This is a genomic window from Streptomyces sp. NPDC024687 (assembly GCF_055559055.1).
Genome location: NZ_JBVHLJ010000004.1, coordinates 378,252 through 399,927 on the forward strand (window position 1 = coordinate 378,252; position 21,676 = coordinate 399,927).

Here is a 21,676-nt window from a genome sequence, read left to right on the forward strand (position 1 = left end):
ACGCCGTTCAGAGCATGTCCCGCATCCGGTTGATCTCGCTCGTCTGCTGGGCCACCACGTCGTCGGCCATCTCCTCGATCCGGACGTTGTTGCCCTGCCCCTTCACGTCCGTCGCCATGGTGATCGCCCCCTCGTGGTGAGTGATCATCAGGGTGAGGAAGAGCTCGTCGAAGGCCTTCCCCTTCGCCGCGCGCAACTTCTCGACCTGCGCCTCGGTCGCCATGCCGGGCATCGTGGCGTGCGCGTGGCCGTCGCTCTTCTCGGACTGGCCGTACTCCTTCAGCCAGGCCCTCATCGCGCTGATCTCCGGTCCCTGTGCGGCCGAGATCCGCTCGGCGAGGGCCTTGAGCTTCGCCGACCCGGCCCGTTGCGGTGCCAGTTCGGTCAGCTCCAGGGCCTGGGCGTGGTGCGCGATCATCATCCGCACGTACGAGACGTCCGCCGAGTTGGGCGTGTCGTCGTCGGCCCGCTGCTCCTGTGCGTCCTCGGCGGACAGGGTGCGGTTCGCCTCACCGGGCTTGCCGGGCACCAGCACCGAAGGCCCGGTCGCCGGGGGGGACTTCGGGTCCGCCCCGGAGTCGCAGCCTCCGAGGGTCAGGGCTGCGAGAGCGGCCAGAGCGGCCAGAGCGGCCGTCGCGTACGGAGCGCGGCGGAAGAGCACAGTGGCCACCCATGGTCCCTTCATTACAGGTTCGTTGCCCTCTGTTGATCTGTGCATGGTGAAGACGATACTGCGGGGACGTGTGAACCGTTCCACATGAACGGCACAGGGAGGAAACAGTGATCCTGTTGAAAGATTCCCGAACCCGGCACAGACGACTGGGAGTTGCCACGGCCGCCGTGGGTCTCCTGGCCGCGCTGCTGACCGCGGGCCCGGCCGCCGCGACCCCCGACCCCGGGGACAGCCCGGCGGCGGGCAAGGAGGTCTCCAAGAGCACCAAAGCCGAGGTGAAGGCGGCGATCGCCGACGGCGAGATACCCGGCCAGGACGAGATCGTCCACTCCGACAACATCGAACACCTCGTCAACATCCCCAAGGACGCACTGCCCGGCACCAATTCGGACCTGGCGTTCCAGGGCAAGTACGCCTTCTCCGGCAACTACGACGGCTTCCGCATCTTCGACATCGGCAACCCGAAGGCGCCGAAGACGATCGCCCAGGTGCTGTGCCCCGGCTCGCAGAACGACATCTCCGTCTCCGGGAACCTGCTGTTCCTGTCCACCGACTCCTCGCGCAGCGACAGCAGTTGCAGCAGCACCACCCAGCCCGCGACCGAGAAGTCGTCGTGGGAGGGCATGAAGGTCTTCGACATCAGCGACAAGAGCAACCCGAAGTACGTCGCCGCCGTGGAGACCGCCTGCGGCTCGCACACCCACACCCTGGTGCCCGAGCGCAAGAACGTCTACCTCTACGTCTCCTCGTACTCGCCGAACGCGACCTACCCCGACTGCCAACCGCCGCACGACGGCATCTCCGTCATCAAGGTGCCGCGCAACGCCCCCGAGAAGGCGGCGGTCGTCAACTTCCCGGTGCTCTTCCCCGGCGAGGGCCCCGACGGCGGCGGCAACCCCGGTTCGCCCACCAACCCGGGCGTCTCCAAGACCACCGGCTGCCACGACGTCACGGTGCTCCCGGACAAGGATCTGGCGGCGGGCGCCTGCATGGGTGACGGCATCCTGTTCTCCATCAAGGACCCCGAGCACCCGAAGGTCATCGACCGGGTGCAGGACAACGTGAACTTCGCGTTCTGGCACTCGGCGACCTTCAACCAGAAGGCGAACAAGGTCGTCTTCACCGACGAGTTGGGCGGCGGCGGTGCGGCCACCTGCAACGCGGAGATCGGTCCGAACCGCGGCGCCGACGGCGTCTACGACATCGTCGGCAAGGGCGACAAGCGCAAGCTCGTCTTCCGCAGCTACTACAAGATCCCGCGCCACCAGGCCGGCACCGAGAACTGCGTGGCCCACAACGGCTCGCTGATCCCGGTCAAGGGCAAGGACCTCATGGTCCAGGCCTGGTACCAGGGCGGCGTCTCCGTCTGGGACTTCACCAACTCCTCGAAGCCCAAGGAGATCGCGTACTTCGAGCGCGGCCCGCTGACCACCGGCGCGCTCACGGTGGGCGGCTCCTGGTCGGCGTACTACTACAACGGCTACATCTACTCCAACGACATCGCCAAGGGCTTCGACGTCCTGAAGCTCAGCGACAAGCGCACAAACCCGGCCAGGAAGGTGCGGCTCGGCGAGCTCAACGTCCAGACGCAGCCTGACTACTTCGACTGATCCACGGGCTCCGGGCCCGTCTCGAAGAAACGCGACAGGTCCGTGCCGTACGTCCCGTCGGGTGCCCCGGTGCCCGGCGGGACGCCCTGCTCCCAGTCGAGCCGGTAACGCGTGAACAGCTCGGCGCGCAGGGTCGTGAGCGACATCGGGACGTTCGGCAGGACCATCGCGTAGACCGCGCCCATGAGCTGCGAGCGCAGCATCGGATAGTCGGTCCCGACCGTCTGCGAACCGTGCCGCTCCATCGTGTCCCGCAGCAGTTCGGCGAGGCGCTGCTGCTCCGGGCACTCGACGAAGCCCTCGGTGTCCAGCAGACCCGCCATGTGCTGGCGCATCAGCACCGTCCGGTCCCGGGCCAGGCCCAGGATCGCGTCGATGGCCCGGGCCATCCGCTCCCGGCCGTCCTCGGAGCGCGGCTCGCGCTCCAGTGCCTCCTCCAGCGTGCGGTGCATGAGCCGGTGCACGGCGGACTGCACGAGTTGACGCTTGCCGGGGAAGTAGTACGACACCAGACCGCGCGCCGATCCGGCCCGGTCCGCGATGTCGCCGAGGGTCGTCGCCTCGTAACCGCGCTCGGAGACCAGTTCGACTGCCGCCTGCAGGAGCCGCTCCCGGGAACGACGGCGCAGCTCTTCATTGACCGAGGCGCTGCGCGGGGACATCCTGTAACTCCTGCGTTGACTGGCTATCAGCCAACTATACTCAGTGCGTCCGGACCGGCCCGAAAAAGGCCTGGTCGGGGCTGCCGCCTGCTCTGGGCGACGCGGGGGATCGTCCAGGGTGGGCGAGCATACGACCCAATGGTGTGCTCGGGCGACCTTCTCAGCGGGGTGGCCACCCGGTTTTCGGACACTTTTTCCGGTGCCGGTCGCGGGCGTCGATCCCGCCCGTCAGCCCACCAGGCCGAGGACGGACCGCAGTGCGTCGGGCCGCTGTGCGGCCGGCAGATGATCCACGAAGTGCACTGCGCAGCCGAGGGCCGCCGCACCGCCGTCCGCCCGCCGGTCGTCGCCGACCATCAGGACGTCCCGGGGCTCGACACCGAGCGCCGTGCAGGCGGTCTTGAACAGCCGGGGGTCCGGCTTCTGGATGCCGTGTTCGTACGACAGCACATACACGTCGACATACGGATCGAGCCCGTGCGCGCGGAAGACCGGACGCAGGTCCCAGCCGATGTTGCTGACCACGCCCACCTTGATCCCGCGCTCGCGCAGCGCGCGCAGCACCTCGGCGGCATCGGGATACGGCTGCCAGGCGGCGGGGAGCATGTGCCGGTCGTACAGAGCGTCGTGCAGCGCGGGATCCGGCAGCGTGACGAGCCGCGAAAGCCCGGTGTACGCGGCCCGGTGCAGCTCGGCGCTCTCGTCCCGGATCGCCCACAGGGCGGCGAGCTCGTCCGGCATCGGCACCCGGGGTGCCACCCCGCCGGGCAACGCCCCCACCTTCTCCAGCTCCCGCGCGGCCCGCGTCAACTCGGCCTCGGGGAGGGTGAGTCCCACCTCGGCGAGGACAGCCCTCAGCCAGGAGTCGGTGGACTCGATCCGGAAGAGGGTGCCCGAGAAGTCGAACAGGACGGCAGTCATACGGTGATCTTACGGGTCGGCACGGACGGCTCCCGATGGCCGTGGAGCCGCCCTGGACCGTAGGTCACGGCCGACACCGCTGGTGGACCATCACCGCCAGAGTCACAAGCAGGGCGCCCAGGAACCAGCCGCCGAGGACGTCGGAGGGCCAGTGGACGCCCAGCCAGATGCGCGTCAGGCCGACGCCCACGACGGAGATCACGGCGAGGGTCAGGGCCGTGAGCCACAGAGCGCGGCCGACGCCGTAGTGATGGAGGAGCCACAGGAGGAGGCCGCACACGACCATGGCCGTGAGCGCGTGGCCCGACGGGTAGGCCGCGAAGTGCGCGGTGTCGACGGGGTCGCGCCAGACGGGGCGTTCGCGGCCGACCGCGGCCTTCAGGACCTGCTGGAGCAGCGTGCCCAGCGCACATGTGGCCACCAGCCATACGGCGGTCCAGCGGGCATTGCGTCGCCACACCAGCCAGATCGCCGCGACCGCTGCCAGGATGCGCATCGCCCAGGGGTCCCAGACCCAGTCCGTGAGGATGCGGAAGGCATGCGTGAGCCCCGGTTCGTCGACCGCCCAGCGGTGGGAGGTGTCGGCGATGTCGCCGTCCACGGTGAGCAGCGGATGCCACTTGGCCACGACCAGGACGAGCAGCAGCACCGAGCACAGGGCGAGGACACCGCTCGCGCGGGCGGCGGTCCGGTGCTCCGGGGGGCGGGGCGGGGAATCGACGGACTGGGTGTGCATACTGCGATCCTCGCCGACCTGTGCGGTGGGGGGCGAATTCCGGGGCGCGGGTGGGCCGGACGGTCCGTGGTCCGGGGCCGCGGTCATGTCCGGCTGCTCGCGTTGGGGGGCATGGTCGTGCCGGGTTCCCCGGGATCCGTGGGTGTATGCCCCGGCCGCCGCCTGTCGCTGTCCCGGTGGTCGGTGTTCGCGTAGGAGGGCGCGTCGCCGCGCGCGTCAGAGCGTCAGCAGCATGGCCACCATCGCGATGCCCATCGACAGGCGGCACGCCCGCGCGAGTTCGGGACGGTCGCCCCAGCCGACGCTGCCGCCGGCGGCGGTCACCGGTATCAGGCGGGCGCCGGAGAGCAGGACGTATCCCGCGAAGTAGAGGAGCAGTACGCCCGTCACTACGGGGACTCCCGAACCGCCGTGGTGGCCGGGGGAGGCCGCCATCACCACCGCCATGTAGACCATGGCCCCCGCCCCCACCAGGTGATGCAGATGATGGGTGCTCGTGCGCGCCGCCCACAGTGCGCGCAGCGCGGCCCCGCCGAACACCGCCGTGCACAGCGGCCAGACCCACGCCGGTGGCGTGAACACGGCCGCCGGTACGGCCATCGCGGCCATCCCGAAGCCCATCAGCGCCTCACCGCCCGCGGCCCGGCGCTGCTCCTCGACGCTGCTGCGCATCCGCAGCAGGCAGTACACCCCGGTCGCCGCGCAGAGCGCGACCAGCAGCCAGCCGGGCGAAGCCGGTCCGTGCACGCCCACCTCCCCGCTCGACAGTCGGTCAAGGAATGCCCGGGCCATGCGGCGCGCAATCGAGCGCAAGGGTGTACGCGGGGAGCGTGCGGCGGAGCACAGCAGGTCAGGGTGATGTTCCCGACATCGTTCACAGGTAAAACACCTGTTAAAGTATTGACCATGAGCAGTGCGACCCCCCACACCGACAACCCGCGCGTACGCCGTCTCCCGATGGCCGGCGTGCTGCGCCTCGGCAGGCCCTCCGACATCTGGTTCAAGCCCGCCCTGAGCGTCGTGGTCGCGGTCGCCCCGTCCAACCTGCTCCTGCTGGCCCTCGGCCGCCTCGACCTGGCGATGTACACCATGGCCGGGTCCCTGTGTGCGCTGTACGCCCACAACCGGCCCTACGCCGCCCGGGCCCGCGCCCTGGCCTGGGTGGTGCTCGGCATGGTCGCCGGCCTCGGCGTCGGCCTGGTCGCCGCCTCGCTCACCGGCAGCGCGATGGTGCTGGTCACCGTCGGCGCACTGGTGGCCGCCGTACAGAAGACGCTCTGCGACGCGACCCGGATAGGCCCCCCGGGCCACGTGGTCCTCACCTTCATCAGCTCCGCCTCCCTGTTCGCCCCGCAGACCCTCGCCCAGGTTCCCGGCCACCTCGCCCTGGCCCTCGCGGCGGGTGCCTGGGCCTGGCTGGTCGGCATGGCCCCCGGCCTGCTGCGGCCGCACGGCCCGGAGCGACGGGCCACCGCCCGCGCCCTGGACGCGGCTGCCGCGTACGCGGAAAACCCGCGCTCCCATGCGAGTGGAACCGCCCACGCCGCCGTCCAGGCCGCCTGGCAGACCCTCCTGTCGGCCGGAGCCCGCTCCGCAACCCGGCGCGCCCTCGAACGCCTCGTCGTCCGCGCCGAGGTCGCCCTCGCCGCCCCCGCCGACGCCGACCCGGACCGTCTGCGCACCTGGGCCCGCGACCTGCGCGGCACAGCCCCCGTCCCGCAGGCGCCGGACGACGACGAACTCCTCGGCGTGGACATCGAACTCGCCGCCCCGGCCCACCCGGTGTGGCGCATGCTCGCCCCGATCGCCGTACGCACCGCCCTGGGCTGCGCCCTCGCCGGGTACGCCTCCCTCGCTCTCGGCATCGGCCGCCCCTACTGGGCCCTGGTCACCGCGGCCTCCCTCTACCAGGCCAACATCACCCTCACCTGGAGTCGGGGCGTCCAGCGGGTCGTCGGCAACCTCGTCGGGGTGTTGGTGTTCGCCGCCGTCGTCCCGCTCGCCCATCTCGGGCCCGCCGCTCTCGTCCTGTGCTGCCTGGCCTTCAACTTCGGAGCGGAGGCGCTCATCGCCCGCAACTACTGGCTCGGCAGCGTCTGCGTGACCCCGATGGCCCTGCTCATCACCGAGTTCGCCGGTCACCAGGAGCCGGGCCGGCTGATCACCGAACGGGTCATGGACACCTTCGTCGGGGCGCTGGTCGGATTCGGCGCCGCCCTGGCGGTCACCAACCGGCGCGCGGGCGATCGGGTCGAGCAGTCGCTGGCCGCCGTGGAGGGCGCCCGTGACGACACGGCCCGCCTCCTGGCCGAGCCGCATCCTGCCCCCGGTGCCCTCGACCTGGCCCGTCGCACTCTCGCCACCGCCCTGGTCGACCTGCGGGCCACCGTCGAGGCCGCGTCCGGCGAATGGTGGCAACGCGCCCTGCCCCAGGAGAGGGTCGTGCGCGTCGAGCAGGCCGCACACCGTACGCTCGCCGCGACGATCCGGCACCACAGAGCGGAGGGCGTACGTCCATGACGGCACCGAACGGCCGACCGGCGGACCCGACGAGAAACGACACCGTCGCCGCCGTCGTCCGGCAGTGGCAGACCGTCCACCCCGGCCTCGACACCGGCCCCATGGAGATCATCGGCCGCGTCAACCGCTGTGCCGCCCTCCTCCAGCAGGCCGAGGACGCCCCCCTGCGCCGGGCCGGGCTCAGCCGCCCCGAGTTCGACCTGCTCGGCGCGCTGCGCCGCACCGGCCACGAACTCACCCCCGGCGACCTGGCCCGCGAGACCTTCTCCTCCGGCGCCGCCGTCACCAAGCGCGTCAAACAGCTGACCGAACGGGGCCTGGTGGAGCGCCGGGGCGACACCCGCGACCGCCGCGTGGCCCACGTCCGCCTCACCGAGGCCGGCCGTGAGCTGGTCGACGGGATCCTGCCCGAGCAACTGGCGTACGAGACGGCCGTGCTGTCAGTGCTGACGCCCGAGGCGCGGGACGAACTCGCCGCCCGGCTCGGGGAACTGCTCGGCCGCCTGGAGGGCAGCCTGGGAGTGCTGCGCGTCTGACCCTCCGACCTGCGGTTTCGGAAGTTTCGAAGCCCGCTGCCTGTTGACGCGGTCCATCCGCGCTTCCTACGTTCGACCAGTCGGTGCGGATCATCGACTGTCGTACGGAATGTCGAACGAAGGATGGATGCCGTGGCAGCCGAAGGCCCCGCCCCCGAGAAGCTCACCATCGACCTCGGCACCGAGACCGGCCCCTTCCACGGGGGAGCGAGCGGCACGCTCTACGGCCTCTACGGCGACGGCGTGCCCAGCCGCACGGTGGTCGAGGGCATGTACCCGCGCACGGTGACGACGAAGGCCCAGGACGGTACCCAGCATCCCGGCGGCGACGCCCTGGAGATCCTGCCGCCGTTCGTCGCGGCGGGCGGCAAGGACGTCTACGTCTATCTGCCCGACTTCTACCGGGGGTTTCCTTACGAGTGGCCGGGTGCCACAGGTGAGGAGCGGCTCGCCGGGCACCTGGACGTGATCCGCCGTCAGGTCGAACAGGTCCTGACTCTGGGGGAGTTGAGGTCCCATGTCGTGTACGTGCCGTTCAACGAGCCCGAGGGCAACATGTTCGGCGAGGGGGAGTGGAGCTACGACCGGGTCTCCTGGCGGACCCGGCCGGACCACTACTTCGCCGCCTGGGAAGCCGCCTACCGCCTCATCAAGGAACTCGACCCGGACGCCCGGGTGGCCGGACCCAACACCTGCATCCTGTACCCCGAGGTCAGGGACTTCCTGGAGTTCGCGAAGTCACACGACGTGCTGCCCGACATCGTCACCTGGCACGAGCTGTCCTCGCCCGCCGAGGTCCGCACCAACATAGCCGAGTACCGGGAACTGGAGCGGGAGTTGGGCATCGGTCCGCTGCCCGTCAACATCAACGAGTACGCGCACAACTACCACGTCTCCGTCCCCGGCCAGATGATCCAGTGGATCGCCGCGATCGAGGAGTCGAAGGTCGACGCCGACCTGGCGTACTGGAACATCGCCGGCAATCTCAACGACTCGGCGGTGGAGGCGAACAAGGCGAACGGCCAGTGGTGGCTGTACAACGCCTACGGACAGCTGACCGGGAATACCGTCCGGGTCCTCGCCCCGCACCCCGACGCGCAGTACACCCTGCAGGGCGTCGCCACCCTCGACCGGGAGAAGCGCCAGGCCAGGGCGGTGTTCGGGGGTGCGGGCGGCGCGGTGGACATCGTGTTCGAGGGCGTGGACGCGGAGGTGTTCGGCACCGTGGTCCACGCGCGTCTGGTGGAGATTCCCTGGACGGGCCAAGTGGGGTCCAGCATGCAGCCGTTGAGGCTGTTGGATGAGGAAATGCCGGTTCGCCAGGGCGAGGTGACGTTGGCTCTGGGCGACCTCGACGAGATGTCCGCCTACCAGGTGATCCTTTCGCCCGGTGGCAACGGAGCCGTGTCCCTGCCGCCCGTGGTGCGCTGGAGGCGGACCTACGAGGCCGAGGACGCGAGCTACACGGGCGGCGGTTACTCGAAGAACGGGCCCGAGGGATCCCCGTCCGCCGTCGACCGGTTCGCCACGTCCGGCGGCTACCACGTGGGCGGACTGCGCACCGGCTCCGACGGTGTGCTCGCCTTCGACGTCGAGGTCCCCCAGGACGGGACCTATGACCTCGTGGTGTTCGCCGGCTCGCACAACCTCGCCGAACTGGTGCGAGAACAGGGTCCCACCAACGTCTTCCTGCGCGTGGACGGCGAGGAGCCGCGCGAGCTGCGGCTGCCGCTCGGCTACAAGTGGGCGGTGTGGGGCCACACCGACACCCGGGTGGAACTCACCGAGGGCCGCCACCGGATCACCCTCGCCGCCCAGGACCGCGACCTCGGGGTCACCAAGGGCGACGCGGTCATCGACAAGCTGGACGTCGTGCTGCGGGAGAAGGACGAAACCGCCCTGTACGACGCCGAGTTCGCGGACCTCGGCGGCGGGGCCCGGGTCAGCCACGCCCACTGCGGCGCCTCGGGACCCGGAGTGGCCGTGCTCCCGGGGGGCGGCACCGTCACCTTCTGGGTGTACGCGGCCGACGACGGCGAGGCCTCCGTGACCGTCGACGTGCTCGGGCCCGGGGAGGGCCTGTTGAGCGTCAACGGCGAGGAGACCGGGCGCGTCGAGCGCGGTGCCGTACCCCTCTTCCTGGCCGGGGGCGTCAACAAAGTCACGGTCACCGGGACCTCGGACCGGCTGATCGTCGACCGGCTGCGGGTCGCCCCCTCCCGCGGCCTCCTGCCCACCACCGCGTACGCCGCCGAGGAGGGCCTCCTGACCGGCGCGGCGAGGGTCACCGGATACCCGTACGCCACGGGCGGCAAGGCGGTCGACGGGGTCGGTGCCGGGCCCGCGAACGCGCTCACCCTGACGGTCACGGCGGACCGTGCCGGACGCCACGCGCTGACGATCCGCTACTCCAACGGTGAGCAGCCCCCTTCCACCCACTACAACCCGGACCCGGTCTGCCGCCATGCCGACGTCTCCGTCAACGGCGCCCCTGCCCACCGCGTCCTGTTCCCCACCACCTTCCACTTCAACAACTTCTGGAACCTGTCCGTACCCGTCACCCTGCGCCCGGGGCTCAACACGCTCACCTTCACCGCCGACGAGCTCCCCGACTTCGCCGGCGACACCAGGAACGAGTTCGGCCAGCGCTCCGCCTACGCCCCCGTCATCGACCAGGTCACGGTGACGCCGCTCGCCCCGGAGGAGGCACCTGCCTGACCGCCGGCGACGGTCCGGGAGCGCGGGCCGCTGAAGGCTCAGGCCCGCCCGGCGGGCGCCGCCAGCTTGCGTAACCGGCGCCAGTTCAGGCGGGGTTGTGCCGTCGGTACCCCGGGCCGTTTCCGCGGGACGCGGACGCGCAGTGCCCCGGGTGCGAGGCGGCAGTGCACCGGGGTCGGCAGGACCAGGGCCTCGCCGTCGACGCCGACCTCGATCTCCGGATGGTCGGCGTCGACGACCACCTCCCGCGCGGACAGGACCGCCAGACCCTCCGGGGCGGGATCGAGCAACAGCGCAGCGGCCTCGGCCGCACTGTCCACCCTGACGCCCAGGATGCCGAGCAGCCCGGAGTCGAGCCGCTCGCGGCGGCCGAGGCCCACGGGGTCACCGGTGCGGTAGGCGTTGTTGCTCACCAGCAGGGCTTGCGGGCCGTCGATCGTGGTGGCCTCGATCCGCGCGGTCAGATGCGGGCCGCGCTGACGGGTGAGCAGATCGGGCAGGAGCTCCAGAGTGGTGCCGATCTTGTCGTCGCGGTAGGCGGGACTCTGGACGACCGCCGCGTACGCGCCGAAGGAGGCGTTGTTGACGAACGGATGGTCCGCCACGAAGCCGAGGTCCACCCGGAGCTCGACACCGTCGGTGAGTGCGTCGAGGCAGGTCGCGGGGTCGGTGCGGTCGAGGCCGAGGTCCATCGCGAAGTGGTTGCGGGTACCGGCGCAGACGACGAGGAACGGCAGGTCGTGTTCCGCGGCGACAGCGGCGACCAGCGCCTGGGTGCCGTCGCCGCCCGCGACCCCGAGCAGGTCCGCACCCTCCGCCACGGCCGCCCGCGCCAGCGCGGTCACGTCCTGGTACCCCTCCGGATCGAGCAGCACGACCCGTGCGCCCAGGTATTCGGCCCTCTCCCGCAGCCGGAACTGCTCGACCTTCCCGCCCCCGGAGCGGGGGTTCATGATCAGGACGGGCTGCCGCACGGACCGCGCCCGGTGTTCCTTCATGCGCTTGGGGCGGGTGCCGGTGCTGCGCAGCGCGTACCGCCCGCTCCACACGGCCACGCTCCACAGCACCGGCGACAGCACGAGCACCCATCCCAGGGTGACCACGAAGAGGACCAGGACGAGGGCGGGGGTGACGACCGCGAGTCCCGCGGCCAGCCAGCGCTCCGGTCCGCGCCGGGTCAGCGTCCACCACACCGCCGCCGCCGTGCCGGCCGCGCCCGCGAGCCCGGCGGCCAGCAGCAGAACGCCGCCGAGACCGCCGTACCCGAGCGGGAGCAGCACCGCGAGGGCGGCTGCCGCCAGGGAGGTCCGGGCAGCCCATCGCTGACTGCGCCAGGCCGCGGCGTTCAGGTCCACGCTCATGTGCTCCTCCACTGCTCGGCGCCCTCGGGCCACGGCGGTCGGCGGAGCATATCCAAGTCGTCGGAACGACCGGGATCGTGCGTGTGTGGTGCGGGGTTCAGATGCCCGGCCGGTACCGGACGGGATGGTCCGCCGGTACCTCCACCAGCACGATCGGGGTGCCGTCCGGGTCCGCGACCCACATCTCGACCAGCCCCCACGGCTCCTTCACCGGCGGCCGTACGATCTCGACACCCTTGGCCAGCAGTTCCCCGTGCGCCGCGGTCACGTCCGGGACCTGGAGCCACAGCCGGACGTCCGCGGCCGGCGGGGCCTCGGAGCGTCCCGACAGCTCCAGGAACCCGCCGCCGAGGAAGTAGACGGTGCCCCGCTCCGGCCCCGTACCGAACTCGCGGTACACCGCGAGGCCCAGCTGGTCGCCGTAGAAGACTCGGGAACGTTCCGGATCCGTGGGCCGCAGCAGGACGCGGCCGCTCAGTACGTGCACCATGGGGGCGAGCCTATCCGGGGCGCTAGTCTCGACCGTGCCCGAATCGTGCCCCTGAAGTGGAGACGCGCCCCATGGAGACCACCGCCGGCCTCACCTTCCGTGACGCCACCGACGCCGATGTGGACACGCTGGTCTCGCTGGTCGAGGCGGCGTACCGCGGGGACGACAGCCGGGCCGGGTGGACCACCGAGGCGGACCTCCTGGAGGGGCAGCGGACGGACCCGGAGGGTGTGCTCCAGGTCATCAAGTCGCCCGACAGCCGGCTGCTGACGGTGGAGCGGGACGGCCAGGTCGTCGCCTGCTGCCAGCTCGAACACCGGGGCACCTACGCGTACTTCGGGATGTTCGCGGTCAGCCCCACGCTCCAGGGCGGCGGCCTCGGCAAGGTGATCATCGCGGAGGCGGAGCGGACCGCCCGGGAGACCTGGGGCGTCACGGAGATGCACATGACCGTGATCTCCGTGCGTGACGACCTCATCGCCTGGTACGAGCGGCGCGGCTACCGCCGTACGGGAGAGATGACCCCCTTCCCGTACGGCGACGAGCGCTTCGGCGTTCCGCAGCGTGACGATCTGCAGTTCGAGCTGCTGGTCAAGCCGCTCGTGTGACGTTCCTGCCCCGCCTCACGCGGTGAAGCGGCCGGTGCGCTTGATCTGCGGATAGTCGGTCGTCGCGCCGTCCAGCTCCAGGGCCCGCACCAGCTTCAGATGGTCCTGGGTGTTCACCACCCAGCCGATGATCTTCAGGTCCGCCTTGCGGGCCGCTTCCACGACCTCCAGGGTCAGCCGGCGGATGTTCAGGCAGACCGTCCCCGCCCCGGCCTCGACGGCGCGCTCCACGATGTCGGGGCCGAACCGACTGCCGATCAGCGCGGTCCGTACCCCGGGCACCAGGCGGCCGATCTCGGTGATCGCCTCGTCGTGGAACGAGGACACCTCGACCCGGGAGACCAGGTCCCGCCGGAGCATCACCTCGGCCAGCGCGCGGGCCGCCGCGATGTCCTTGATCTCGGCCTGGAGCGGCGACCGTACGGCGTCCAGGACCTCCTCGAACACCGGGACACGTTCTCCGCGGCCCGCGTCCAGGGCGCGCAGTTCGGTGAGAGTCTTCTCGGCGATCGGGCCGGTTCCGTCGGTCGTGCGGTCCACGTCGGTGTCGTGCATGACGACGAGGGCGCCGTCCTTGCTCAGATGCAGATCGAGTTCGATGACGTCGAGGCCGGCCTGCTGGGCGGCGACGAAGGAACGGAGGGTGTTCTCGGGTTCGGTACCCATGACTCCGCGATGACCGATGGTAAGGAAGTTCAAGGTTCAACTCGCTTCCGTCGACGGCGGCTCGGTGGCGGCTCGGTGCAGAGCCGCAGCCTAATGGCTACGCCGTGTGATGGACCCGTACGTACGCGAGGGAACGTGGTGAGGTGCGGGGAAGTGATCTCGCTTACCCGGAATGGCGGTGTTCATGGGCCATGACAGGAAAAAGTTCTGTGACCATGGGCCCAGGCGGGATAACTTCCCGTGACTGCTCTTGCTGGACGGAAGCTCGTACATATACGGTCTCCGTACGAGAGCTTCTCCCGTGGAGGATGGGACATGACGGAAATTCTTGAACAGGCGGCGTCGGGGGACCGGGTTCCTCCCGTGAGCAGGGTGGTGGAGCACCCGGCATGGCCTGTGCTCAAGGATGCCGTGGAGCGGATCCGGCCATGGCAGTCCAAGGACGGGGCGATCGACTTCGAGGCCGAGGGCGCCCCCGCGCGCGCCGACGCCGAGGCCGCCGTACGGCGTGTCGTCGAGGCCGTGCAGGAGCTCTCGACGCTGCTGCCGCACGACGCCGACTACCACGCGGCCCTCGCCAAGGACCTCCAGCGCTGGTCCGAGGGCGGCTTCGAGGTGCCCGACTTCCTCGACTCCCTGCTGGCATTCCAGCCCGCCGCGAACCGCGCGGACGGCCTCCAGCACCTGGTCGTCTTCCCCATGTACACGCAGAACGGCAACCCGGACCGCAATCTCGAAGCGGTCGTGCTGCGCATGGTCTGGCCCGAGTGGCTGGCCGAGCTGGAGCGCACCCGCTACGACAACCCGCTGTTCTGCGGCATCAAGTTCGAGGACTTCACGGCCGGTTACGACACCAACTCGGCCGTTCTCTTCCCCGAGACGATCGCCGTGCGCGAGGCGCCGGAACGTTTCTCCTGGGGCGGGATCTTCTGCGACCGCGAGGCCGCCCGCTTCCGCCGGGTCACCGACGCGGCCGTCGACATCCTGGGCCTGGAGCTGCCCGAGGACATCGCCGCCATGGTCCACGACCAGAAGCGCTGCGAGGAGGCCTTCGTGCTGTGGGACATGGTCCACGACCGCACCCACAGCCACGGCGACCTGCCCTTCGACCCCTTCATGATCAAGCAGCGCCAGCCGTTCTGGATGTACGGCCTCGAAGAGCTGCGCTGCGACCTCACCGCCTTCAAGGAGGCCGTGAAGCTGGAGGCCGACGGCGTCCCGCAGGCCCGTGACGTGCAGTACGCGGTCCTCTTCGACCGCATGTTCCGCTTCCCGGTCACGGGCGAACGGATCCGCAACTACGACGGCCTCGGCGGCCAGCTCCTCTTCGCCTACCTGCACAAGCACGACGTCGTCCGCTGGACCGACAACAAGCTGTTCATCGACTGGCAGCGCGCCCCCCAGGTCACCAACCAGCTGTGCGCGGACATCGAGCAGCTCTACCGCGACGGCATCGACCGCCCGAAGCTCGTCCACTGGTTCGCCGGCTACGAGCTCGTCTCCACCTACCTCGCCCCGCACCCGGGCTCCAAGTGGGCCAAGGGTCCCGACGCCCTCGACCTGTCGCTGCCGCCCCGCAAACTCGTCGACGACGTGCTTCCGGACGAGTTTCCGCTGAGCATGTTCTATGAGGCTCTGTCCAAGAAGCTGAAGCACGTGATCGCCTCCACCAGGGGCATCACGGCGGACAGCGCCGAGCGGATCGCCGCGTGAGCGAGCCGCGTACCGAGAACACTGCTCAGGAGGCGAAGAACATGGGGAACGGGGCTCTCAGCGGTGCGGTGATCGCGGTGGCTGGTGCGGGCGGGCCCGCGGGCCGGGCGACGCTGCTCAGGCTCGCGGAGGCCGGCGCGACCGTCGTCGGCGCGGACAACGACCCGGAGCGTCTGGCGGAGGCCGTCGACGCGGCCCGCTACGGGGCAGGCGGCGCTTCCGTCATCGGTGAGCCCGTCGACCTGCTCGACCTGAACTCGACCCGGGACTGGGCGCTGCGCGTCGAGAAGGACTTCGGCCGGGTCGACGGCGTGGTCCACCTCGTCGGCGGCTGGCGGGGCAGCGAGGCGTTCATCAAGACCAGCCTGGACGACTGGGACTTCCTGGAGCTGCTGCTCATCAAGACCGTGCAGCACACCTCGCTCGCCTTCTTCGAGGCCCTCCAGCGCAGCGAGCGCGGCCGGTACGTGCTGATCAGCGCCGCCGGAGCCACGAAGCCCAGCGCGGGCAACGCCGCGTACGCCGCCGCCAAGGCCGCCGCCGAGGCCTGGACGCTCGCTCTCGCCGACGCCTTCCGCAAGGCCGGGGGCGCCGACGGGCCGACGTCCGCGGCTACGATCCTGGTGGTCAAGGCACTGGTGCACGAGGCCATGCGCGCCGATCGGCCCAACGCGAAGTTCGCGGGCTTCACCGACGTCAAGGACCTGGCCGAGGCCATCGCCGGTGTCTGGGACAAGCCCGCCGCCGAAGTGAACGGAAACCGTCTGTGGCTGACCGAGAAGCCGTGAACCCTCCGAAGACCGACGCTCGTCGCCATCACGACCCCGAGGTCCGCGGCTTCGCCAGCGACAACTACGCCGGGGCCCACCCGGAGGTGCTCGCCGCCCTGGCCCTCGCCAACGGCGGGCACCAGGTCGCGTACGGCGAGGACGACTACACCGAGAACCTCCAGCGGATCGTCCGCAGCCACTTCGGGGCCACGGCCGAGGCGTTCCCCGTCTTCAACGGCACCGGCGCCAACGTCGTCGCGCTCCAGGCGGTCACCGACCGCTGGGGCGCGGTGATCTGCGCCGAGAGCGCGCACATCAACGTGGACGAGGGCGGCGCCCCGGAGCGGATGGGCGGCCTCAAGCTGCTCACCGTCCCCACCCCCGACGGGAAGCTCACCCCCGAGCTGATCGACCAGCAGGCCTACGGCTGGGACGACGAGCACCGCGCGATGCCTCAGGTCGTCTCGATCACCCAGTCCACGGAACTCGGCACCCTCTACACGCCCGACGAGATCCGCGCGATCTGCGAGCACGCCCACGCGCACGGCATGAAGGTCCACCTGGACGGCTCGCGCATAGCCAACGCGGCCGCTTCCCTGGACGTCCCGATGCGGACGTTCACCAACGCGGTCGGCGTCGACATCCTCTCGCTCGGCGGGACGAAGAACGGCGCGCTGTTCGGCGAGGCGGTCGTGGTGATCAACCAGGACGCGGTCTCCCACATGAAGCACCTGCGCAAGCTGTCCATGCAGCTCGCCTCCAAGATGCGTTTCGTGTCGGTGCAGTTGGAGGCCCTGCTCGCCAAGGACCTGTGGCTGCGCAATGCCCGCCACTCCAACGAGATGGCCCAGCGCCTGGCCGAGGGCGTCCGTACCGTCCACGGTGTCGAGATCCTCTACCCGGTCCAGGCCAACGGCGTCTTCGCCAAGCTCCCGCACGACGTGAGCGAGCGCCTCCAGAAGCGCTTCCGTTTCTACTTCTGGGACGAGGCCGCGGGCGTGGTCCGCTGGATGTGCGCCTTCGACACCACGGAGGACGACGTGGACGCTTTTGTGGCGGCTCTCAAGGAGGAGATGGCCCGCTAGGCCGGAGACCGCCTGTGCTTGCATGCCGGTGCGAACAGGACAGAACCCCGGGTCCGGGCGAGGATCGATGACGACGTCGAAGCATGCGTGCGGGCCCTGGCAGAGGTCCACCGCCGCGACGGTTATCCGCTGAACTGGCCCGTCCGGCCCGGCGATTGGCTGTCGCAGGCCTCTGCGCTGGGCAGCTGGGTCGCCGAGCTGGACGGCCGGGTGGTGGGCCACGTCAGCCTGTCCCGCGCCGGCGAAGGCGACGTGGCCCCCGTCCTGTGGAGCGAGCGCAACGGCACGGACAGGGAACAGGCCGCTGTGATCGGCCGGTTGTTCGTCGCCCCGCAGGCAAGAGGGCACGGGATCGGCGCCCTGCTGATGGACGGGGCGGTGGCGGAAGCGCGGCACCGCGGCCTGCACCCGGTGCTCGACGTCCTCGCGTCCGACACCGCCGCCGCGGCCCTGTACGAACGACTGGGCTGGACGAGGCTCGCCACGGTCGAACAGCGATGGAACGCGTCCCAGGTGGTGACCATCCACTGCTATGCCGCATAAATATACGGAGTTGCGTAAAATAATTGACTACCGGGTGATCGTCTTCCTATGCTCTGCGGGCATGGAGCTGATCCAGAACACCCCCGACCTTTCCGCGTACTTGGCAGCCGATGACGCCATCGACCATGACCACCCGGTCATCAGGGAGACGGCCGCACGGCTTGCCAGGGAGGCAGACGACTCGTATGCCTATGCGCGGCTCGCCTTCGAGTTCGTCCGCGATGCGATCCCGCACTCCCAGGACTCCGGCGACCTCCGCGTCACCTGGCGGGCCTCCGACGTCCTGGAGCAGGGCACCGGCATCTGTTACGCCAAGGCCCACGCGCTGGCCGCCCTGCTGCGTGCCGAGGACATCCCGACCGCGCTCTGCTATCAGAAGCTCGACGTGGTGCACGGCCTGGTCGCTGTGCGGTTCAACGGCGCCTGGCACCGCCAGGATCCCCGGGGCAACAAGCCCGGTGTGGACGCCCAGTTCTCCCTGGATGGCGAGCGGCTGGCCTTCACGCCCGATCCGGAGTCCAACGAGATGGACTACCCGGTGCTGTACGCTGAACCGCACCCGGCCGTCCTGAGCGTCCTCAAGGCCGCCCCCGACCGGCCGTACCTCTGGAAAACGCTCCCCACCGCACTCTGAGGCACCCGATGACCCTCTCCCTGACCGTGTCCGACGAGGTGCGCGCTCTCGCGCCCGGCTTCACGCACCTCGCCATCGAGGCCCACGGACTCGTCAACGGGCCCACCACCGACGCCAGTTCCGCGCTGCTCGACGACGCGGCCCGCCGTCTCGCCGTACGGCTGGACGGGCGCGCCCCGCACGAGGACCCGCACATGGCGGCCTGGCGGGAGGTGTACACGGCGTTCGGCTCGAAGCCCTCACGCACCCGCAACTCGGCGGAGGCGCTCGCGAAGAGGGCCCTGTCGGACACGGGCCTGCCCCGCATCAACCTCCTGGTCGACCTCTACAACGCGATCAGCGTCGCGCACCTCATCCCCGTCGGCGGCGAGGACCTCGACCACGTCCGGGGCGGGATGCGCCTCGTCAGGGCCACCGGCGACGAGGGCTTCGTGACGGTGGCCGGTGGCGAGGAGGTCGTCGAGCATCCCGACGCGGGTGAGGTCGTATGGCGCGACGACGCAGGCGTGACCTGCCGCCGCTGGAACTGGCGGCAGGGCCCTCGCACCAGGCTCACCGAGGAGACGGTCTCGGGGATCTTCCTGCTGGAGAGCCTCGCGCCGATGCCGGTGGCGGACGTGGAGAAGGCGGCCGCCGAACTGGCCGAGCTGCTGGAGAAGTTCAGTCCGGGAGCGCGGATCACGACGGCCGTTCGGTAACGCTAGCGGGCCTCGGCCTCGCGGACCTGCTCGGGCGTGGGCGCCGTACCCCCGAGATGCGCCGGCATCCACCACGTGTCGTCCGGCCCCTTGGGGCGCACCGGGTAGGCGCGCTGGGCGGCTTCCAGCAACTCGTTGACCCGCTCCCGCACCTGTCGGGTGATCGCCCCCGCGTACTTGTCCCGGGACGCCTCGATCGCTTCCCCGACCCGGATCGTGACCGGGATGTGGCTGCGCTTGAAGTTGCGGGGGTGCCCCTTGGTCCACAGCCGCTGCGTGCCCCAGAGGGCCATCGGGATCAGGGGGACACCCGCCTCCTGAGCCATCCGCGCCGCACCCGACTTGAAGCTCTTCAGCGTGAAGGACTGCGAGATCGTCGCTTCCGGGAAGACACCGACGATCTCGCCCGACCGCAGCGACTCCAGGGCGTGGGCGTAGGCCGTCTCGCCCTGCTCGCGGTCGACCGGGATGTGCTTCATCCCGCGCATCAGCGGACCCGAGACCTTGTGGCGGAAGACGGACTCCTTCGCCATGAACCGCACAAGACGCTTCTGCGGGAGAGCTGCCAGGCCGTTGAAGACGAAGTCCAGGTAGCTGATGTGGTTGCTCACCAGCACGGCACCGCCCGAGCGCGGGATGTTCTCCGAACCCTTGAGGTCGATCTTGAGATCCCAAGCCTTGAACAAGGCCTGCGCGAATCCGATGACGGGACGGTAGACAAGCTCTGCCATGGGCGGGATGGGCCCTTTCCTGCTCTGCCCGGGAAGGGAGATCCCGGCGGTAAGTTACGCAGCCGTAGGTTTACGGCATCTCGCAGATCGTGCCCCAAGAACGGACGGGGAGCCAGCCCTGGTGCCCGCTCGGCGCGAGATTCTCGTCACGTCCGTCCGGTGATCCACCTCGGCGTTTTAAGTCACCTTTACTCCGCGCGTACCGTCACCCGCCGCACGAGCAGGTACATCTCGCATCCCAGGCAGTACCCGAACGTGGCGTTGAGGAAGGCCGCGGCGAGCGCCGCGCCGGTGGCGGCGAGCCCGAGCCACTCCGGCCCGAGCCCGTATCCCACGAGTCCGAGGGCCGCGAAGGCGAGGCCAACGGCCTGCGCGAACCGCGGCGGCTCCGGGGCCTCGAACTCGGTCGGCGGCCCGATCCGCGGCCGTACGACTGTGCGGAACAGCCAGCCGTACGGCGAGCGGCCCACCCCGCCCGCCGCGCCCAGCGCGAACGCCAGCGTCTGCCAGGCCAGCAGCCAGACGTTGCCCGTGATCAGAACGGCCGCCAGCACGACCGTCGTCACGGCCGCGCCGAAACGCGGCCCCCTTGCATCAATGTCCATGAATCAAGCATTCCGCAACGGAAAGACTGTGAGGAGACGGGAATCTTTGCAGTCTCGTGAATGCTTACGCGTAGATGACCGGACTGGTGGTGTGCGTGGTGGTGCTCGCGGCGGCGAGCGCCTATGGGGTGCTGCAACGGCGGCGGAGCGGGAGAGTGCGGGTGCGCGGGCGCGACGACGGCAAGAGGATCGGTGCGGCCGAGCTGGGGGAGGACCTCGGCGAGCGTGCCACGCTCGTGCAGTTCTCCAGCGCCTTCTGCGCGCCCTGCCGGGCGACCCGGCGGGTGCTGGGTGAGGTCGCCGACATGGTTCCGGGCGTGGCCCACGTCGAGATCGACGCCGAGAAGAACCTCGACCTGGTCCGTGAACTGGACATCCTCAAGACGCCGACCGTGCTGGTCCTCGACGCCGACGGCAGGGTCGTACGGCGTGCCACCGGCCAGCCGCGCAAGGCGGACGTCATCGCGGCGATCGGAGAGGCGGTGTGACGCCCCACGCGCCCGCGGTGAGGCATCTCCCATATGCCGGGACCCACTTGACTGTGCACCACACCTATCGTCAGCCTGACCGTATGCCTACGGAACTCCTTCTGTTCGGGCGGGTCCACGTCGACCTCGCCCGCACCGCGAGCGCGCGCTGTCCGGCCTGTTGAGCAGCCACGGTCCAGCTCGACACTCCTCGTAGAAGGAACACCGCATGACGGCCACGCCCGACCTCGGCAGTCCTCGCCTCGCCTCTCCCGACCTCCTGCGCTCCGTCTTCCGGCGGCACGCGGCCGGAGTCGCCGTGATCACCGCGAGCGGTGACGCCGGCCCGGTCGGCTTCACCGCCACCTCCCTCGCCTCGGTCTCCGCCGAACCCCCCATGCTGTCCTTCGGGATCGGCACCACCGCCTCCAGCTGGCCCGCGATATCCCGGGCCGAACACATCGGCGTGCACATACTCGGCGAGCACCAGGAGGAGCTGGCCGCCACCTTCGCCCGCAGCGGCGCCGACCGCTTCGGTGCCCCCACCGTCTGGCGCGAGGGGCCCGAGGGCGTCCCCGTCCTCGACGGCGTGCTCGCCTGGCTGGTGTGCCGGGTGCACGCATGCGTGCCTGCCGGTGATCACCGCATCGTGCTGGCCGAGGTGCGGCTCGGCGACCCGGCGGGCGCCGGCCGGCCGCTGCTCTATCACCAGGGCCGGTTCAACAGCCTGCGCGACTGATCGGCTCGTCGACGCCGACCGCCGGTGTGCGGGGCCGTCGAGTTCCGATTACGCTGCGTTGCGAAGGTCACAGTTCAAAGCGCTTGCTTAGCGGGCAGGAACTGGATGTACTGGTGAGTAATATTGCGGTCGGAGCAGAGCCCGCCCCGACCGGGATCGGCCGCTTGGGGCGCCTATGCTGCCTGCAAGA

At 70.3% G+C, this 21,676-nt stretch carries 23 protein-coding genes; 13 read left to right on the forward strand and 10 right to left on the reverse strand.

All coding sequences use genetic code 11. From position 1 onward, the window contains the following. Positions 1–7 precede the first annotated feature (7 nt). The gene (locus ACZ39I_RS18390; RefSeq protein WP_467245696.1) at positions 8–661 is read right to left on the reverse strand and encodes a DUF305 domain-containing protein; all 654 of its coding nucleotides are present in this window, start codon (positions 659–661) and stop codon (positions 8–10) included. 119 nt (positions 662–780) lie between these two features. On the opposite strand from ACZ39I_RS18390, the gene ACZ39I_RS18395 reads away from it, so the two are divergent. Next, on the forward strand, positions 781–2,283 hold the full coding sequence (locus ACZ39I_RS18395; protein ID WP_467245403.1) for an LVIVD repeat-containing protein: 1,503 nt from the start codon (positions 781–783) through the stop codon (positions 2,281–2,283). Here ACZ39I_RS18395 and ACZ39I_RS18400 read toward each other — a convergent pair. From ACZ39I_RS18400 to ACZ39I_RS18415, 4 genes are all read right to left on the reverse strand, one after another. After that, positions 2,271–2,945, reverse strand: coding sequence for a TetR/AcrR family transcriptional regulator (locus ACZ39I_RS18400; protein ID WP_467245404.1), 675 nt, complete (start codon positions 2,943–2,945; stop codon positions 2,271–2,273). The two genes, ACZ39I_RS18395 and ACZ39I_RS18400, sit on opposite strands and share 13 nt — an antisense overlap. Before the next feature lie 228 nt (positions 2,946–3,173). Beyond that, complete coding sequence (locus ACZ39I_RS18405; protein ID WP_467245405.1) at positions 3,174–3,866, reverse strand: HAD family hydrolase; 693 nt, start codon at positions 3,864–3,866, stop codon at positions 3,174–3,176. Between the two features lie 64 nt (positions 3,867–3,930). Beyond that, positions 3,931–4,602, reverse strand: a complete 672-nt coding sequence (locus ACZ39I_RS18410) for a phosphatase PAP2 family protein (RefSeq protein ID WP_467245406.1) — start codon at positions 4,600–4,602, stop codon at positions 3,931–3,933. Between the two features lie 216 nt (positions 4,603–4,818). Continuing rightward, positions 4,819–5,349: a DUF5134 domain-containing protein gene (locus ACZ39I_RS18415; RefSeq protein WP_467245407.1), complete on the reverse strand. Its 531-nt coding sequence runs from the start codon at positions 5,347–5,349 to the stop codon at positions 4,819–4,821. 159 nt (positions 5,350–5,508) lie between these two features. On the opposite strand from ACZ39I_RS18415, the gene ACZ39I_RS18420 reads away from it, so the two are divergent. From ACZ39I_RS18420 to ACZ39I_RS18430, 3 genes are all read left to right on the forward strand, one after another. After that, complete coding sequence (locus ACZ39I_RS18420; RefSeq protein WP_467245408.1) at positions 5,509–7,122, forward strand: FUSC family protein; 1,614 nt, start codon at positions 5,509–5,511, stop codon at positions 7,120–7,122. Beyond that, the gene (locus ACZ39I_RS18425; RefSeq protein WP_403666046.1) at positions 7,119–7,658 is read left to right on the forward strand and encodes a MarR family winged helix-turn-helix transcriptional regulator; all 540 of its coding nucleotides are present in this window, start codon (positions 7,119–7,121) and stop codon (positions 7,656–7,658) included. The genes ACZ39I_RS18420 and ACZ39I_RS18425 overlap by 4 nt, the downstream gene beginning before the upstream one ends. A gap of 123 nt (positions 7,659–7,781) precedes the next feature. Then, the gene (locus ACZ39I_RS18430) at positions 7,782–10,376 is read left to right on the forward strand and encodes a cellulosome protein (RefSeq protein WP_467245409.1); all 2,595 of its coding nucleotides are present in this window, start codon (positions 7,782–7,784) and stop codon (positions 10,374–10,376) included. A gap of 38 nt (positions 10,377–10,414) precedes the next feature. Here ACZ39I_RS18430 and ACZ39I_RS18435 read toward each other — a convergent pair whose 3' ends face one another. Both ACZ39I_RS18435 and ACZ39I_RS18440 read right to left on the reverse strand, forming a co-directional pair. Further along, complete coding sequence (locus ACZ39I_RS18435; RefSeq protein WP_467245410.1) at positions 10,415–11,737, reverse strand: diacylglycerol/lipid kinase family protein; 1,323 nt, start codon at positions 11,735–11,737, stop codon at positions 10,415–10,417. A 97-nt stretch (positions 11,738–11,834) separates the two neighbouring features. Beyond that, positions 11,835–12,227, reverse strand: coding sequence for a VOC family protein (locus ACZ39I_RS18440; protein WP_467245411.1), 393 nt, complete (start codon positions 12,225–12,227; stop codon positions 11,835–11,837). Between the two features lie 71 nt (positions 12,228–12,298). Between ACZ39I_RS18440 and ACZ39I_RS18445 the strand changes: the two genes are divergently transcribed. Further along, the gene (locus ACZ39I_RS18445; RefSeq protein ID WP_467245412.1) at positions 12,299–12,835 is read left to right on the forward strand and encodes a GNAT family N-acetyltransferase; all 537 of its coding nucleotides are present in this window, start codon (positions 12,299–12,301) and stop codon (positions 12,833–12,835) included. A gap of 15 nt (positions 12,836–12,850) precedes the next feature. Here ACZ39I_RS18445 and ACZ39I_RS18450 read toward each other — a convergent pair whose 3' ends face one another. Then, a complete protein-coding gene (locus tag ACZ39I_RS18450) occupies positions 12,851–13,534 on the reverse strand; it encodes a glycerophosphodiester phosphodiesterase (protein ID WP_352386552.1) in 684 nt (227 codons plus the stop codon). Positions 13,535–13,816: 282 nt separating this feature from the next. On the opposite strand from ACZ39I_RS18450, the gene ACZ39I_RS18455 reads away from it, so the two are divergent. The 6 genes from ACZ39I_RS18455 to ACZ39I_RS18480 all read left to right on the forward strand — a co-directional run bounded on the left by ACZ39I_RS18455 (position 13,817) and on the right by ACZ39I_RS18480 (position 18,944). Further along, positions 13,817–15,214, forward strand: coding sequence for a DUF6421 family protein (locus ACZ39I_RS18455; RefSeq protein WP_467245413.1), 1,398 nt, complete (start codon positions 13,817–13,819; stop codon positions 15,212–15,214). 41 nt (positions 15,215–15,255) lie between these two features. Beyond that, positions 15,256–16,002, forward strand: coding sequence for an SDR family NAD(P)-dependent oxidoreductase (locus ACZ39I_RS18460; protein WP_467245697.1), 747 nt, complete (start codon positions 15,256–15,258; stop codon positions 16,000–16,002). After that, positions 15,999–17,069, forward strand: coding sequence for a threonine aldolase family protein (locus ACZ39I_RS18465; RefSeq protein ID WP_467245414.1), 1,071 nt, complete (start codon positions 15,999–16,001; stop codon positions 17,067–17,069). Before ACZ39I_RS18460 ends, ACZ39I_RS18465 begins: the two co-directional genes overlap by 4 nt. A gap of 87 nt (positions 17,070–17,156) precedes the next feature. Then, the gene (locus ACZ39I_RS18470) at positions 17,157–17,612 is read left to right on the forward strand and encodes a GNAT family N-acetyltransferase (RefSeq protein WP_467245415.1); all 456 of its coding nucleotides are present in this window, start codon (positions 17,157–17,159) and stop codon (positions 17,610–17,612) included. A 61-nt stretch (positions 17,613–17,673) separates the two neighbouring features. Continuing rightward, the gene (locus ACZ39I_RS18475; protein ID WP_467245416.1) at positions 17,674–18,246 is read left to right on the forward strand and encodes a transglutaminase domain-containing protein; all 573 of its coding nucleotides are present in this window, start codon (positions 17,674–17,676) and stop codon (positions 18,244–18,246) included. Between the two features lie 8 nt (positions 18,247–18,254). Next, complete coding sequence (locus ACZ39I_RS18480; protein ID WP_467245417.1) at positions 18,255–18,944, forward strand: B3/B4 domain-containing protein; 690 nt, start codon at positions 18,255–18,257, stop codon at positions 18,942–18,944. A 2-nt stretch (positions 18,945–18,946) separates the two neighbouring features. Here ACZ39I_RS18480 and ACZ39I_RS18485 read toward each other — a convergent pair whose 3' ends face one another. Continuing rightward, positions 18,947–19,675 (reverse strand): lysophospholipid acyltransferase family protein, encoded by a 729-nt coding sequence (locus ACZ39I_RS18485; RefSeq protein ID WP_352386544.1) that lies wholly within the window; start codon positions 19,673–19,675, stop codon positions 18,947–18,949. 188 nt (positions 19,676–19,863) lie between these two features. Further along, the gene (locus ACZ39I_RS18490; protein WP_467245418.1) at positions 19,864–20,280 is read right to left on the reverse strand and encodes a DUF4395 domain-containing protein; all 417 of its coding nucleotides are present in this window, start codon (positions 20,278–20,280) and stop codon (positions 19,864–19,866) included. A 74-nt stretch (positions 20,281–20,354) separates the two neighbouring features. Here ACZ39I_RS18490 and ACZ39I_RS18495 point away from each other — a divergent pair, with 74 nt between their 5' ends. Continuing rightward, a complete protein-coding gene (locus tag ACZ39I_RS18495; protein WP_467245419.1) occupies positions 20,355–20,768 on the forward strand; it encodes a TlpA family protein disulfide reductase in 414 nt (137 codons plus the stop codon). 208 nt (positions 20,769–20,976) lie between these two features. Continuing rightward, the gene (locus ACZ39I_RS18500; RefSeq protein ID WP_467245420.1) at positions 20,977–21,486 is read left to right on the forward strand and encodes a flavin reductase family protein; all 510 of its coding nucleotides are present in this window, start codon (positions 20,977–20,979) and stop codon (positions 21,484–21,486) included. The last annotated feature ends 190 nt before the right edge of the window (positions 21,487–21,676 follow it).

What these genes read in the sequence shown, in the direction of transcription:
- ACZ39I_RS18400 (WP_467245404.1), bottom strand. Translation starts at nt 2,945, where the DNA reads ATGTCCCCGCGCAGCGCCTCGGTCAATGAAGAGCTGCGCCGTCGTTCC.
- ACZ39I_RS18405 (WP_467245405.1), bottom strand. Translation starts at nt 3,866, where the DNA reads ATGACTGCCGTCCTGTTCGACTTCTCGGGCACCCTCTTCCGGATCGAG.
- ACZ39I_RS18410 (WP_467245406.1), bottom strand. Translation starts at nt 4,602, where the DNA reads ATGCACACCCAGTCCGTCGATTCCCCGCCCCGCCCCCCGGAGCACCGG.
- ACZ39I_RS18420 (WP_467245408.1), top strand. Translation starts at nt 5,509, where the DNA reads ATGAGCAGTGCGACCCCCCACACCGACAACCCGCGCGTACGCCGTCTC.
- ACZ39I_RS18425 (WP_403666046.1), top strand. Translation starts at nt 7,119, where the DNA reads ATGACGGCACCGAACGGCCGACCGGCGGACCCGACGAGAAACGACACC.
- ACZ39I_RS18430 (WP_467245409.1), top strand. Translation starts at nt 7,782, where the DNA reads ATGGATGCCGTGGCAGCCGAAGGCCCCGCCCCCGAGAAGCTCACCATC.
- ACZ39I_RS18435 (WP_467245410.1), bottom strand. Translation starts at nt 11,737, where the DNA reads ATGAGCGTGGACCTGAACGCCGCGGCCTGGCGCAGTCAGCGATGGGCT.
- ACZ39I_RS18440 (WP_467245411.1), bottom strand. Translation starts at nt 12,227, where the DNA reads ATGGTGCACGTACTGAGCGGCCGCGTCCTGCTGCGGCCCACGGATCCG.
- ACZ39I_RS18445 (WP_467245412.1), top strand. Translation starts at nt 12,299, where the DNA reads ATGGAGACCACCGCCGGCCTCACCTTCCGTGACGCCACCGACGCCGAT.
- ACZ39I_RS18455 (WP_467245413.1), top strand. Translation starts at nt 13,817, where the DNA reads ATGACGGAAATTCTTGAACAGGCGGCGTCGGGGGACCGGGTTCCTCCC.
- ACZ39I_RS18460 (WP_467245697.1), top strand. Translation starts at nt 15,256, where the DNA reads ATGGGGAACGGGGCTCTCAGCGGTGCGGTGATCGCGGTGGCTGGTGCG.
- ACZ39I_RS18475 (WP_467245416.1), top strand. Translation starts at nt 17,674, where the DNA reads ATGGAGCTGATCCAGAACACCCCCGACCTTTCCGCGTACTTGGCAGCC.
- ACZ39I_RS18480 (WP_467245417.1), top strand. Translation starts at nt 18,255, where the DNA reads ATGACCCTCTCCCTGACCGTGTCCGACGAGGTGCGCGCTCTCGCGCCC.
- ACZ39I_RS18485 (WP_352386544.1), bottom strand. Translation starts at nt 19,675, where the DNA reads ATGGCAGAGCTTGTCTACCGTCCCGTCATCGGATTCGCGCAGGCCTTG.
- ACZ39I_RS18490 (WP_467245418.1), bottom strand. Translation starts at nt 20,280, where the DNA reads ATGGACATTGATGCAAGGGGGCCGCGTTTCGGCGCGGCCGTGACGACG.
- ACZ39I_RS18495 (WP_467245419.1), top strand. Translation starts at nt 20,355, where the DNA reads ATGACCGGACTGGTGGTGTGCGTGGTGGTGCTCGCGGCGGCGAGCGCC.
- ACZ39I_RS18500 (WP_467245420.1), top strand. Translation starts at nt 20,977, where the DNA reads ATGACGGCCACGCCCGACCTCGGCAGTCCTCGCCTCGCCTCTCCCGAC.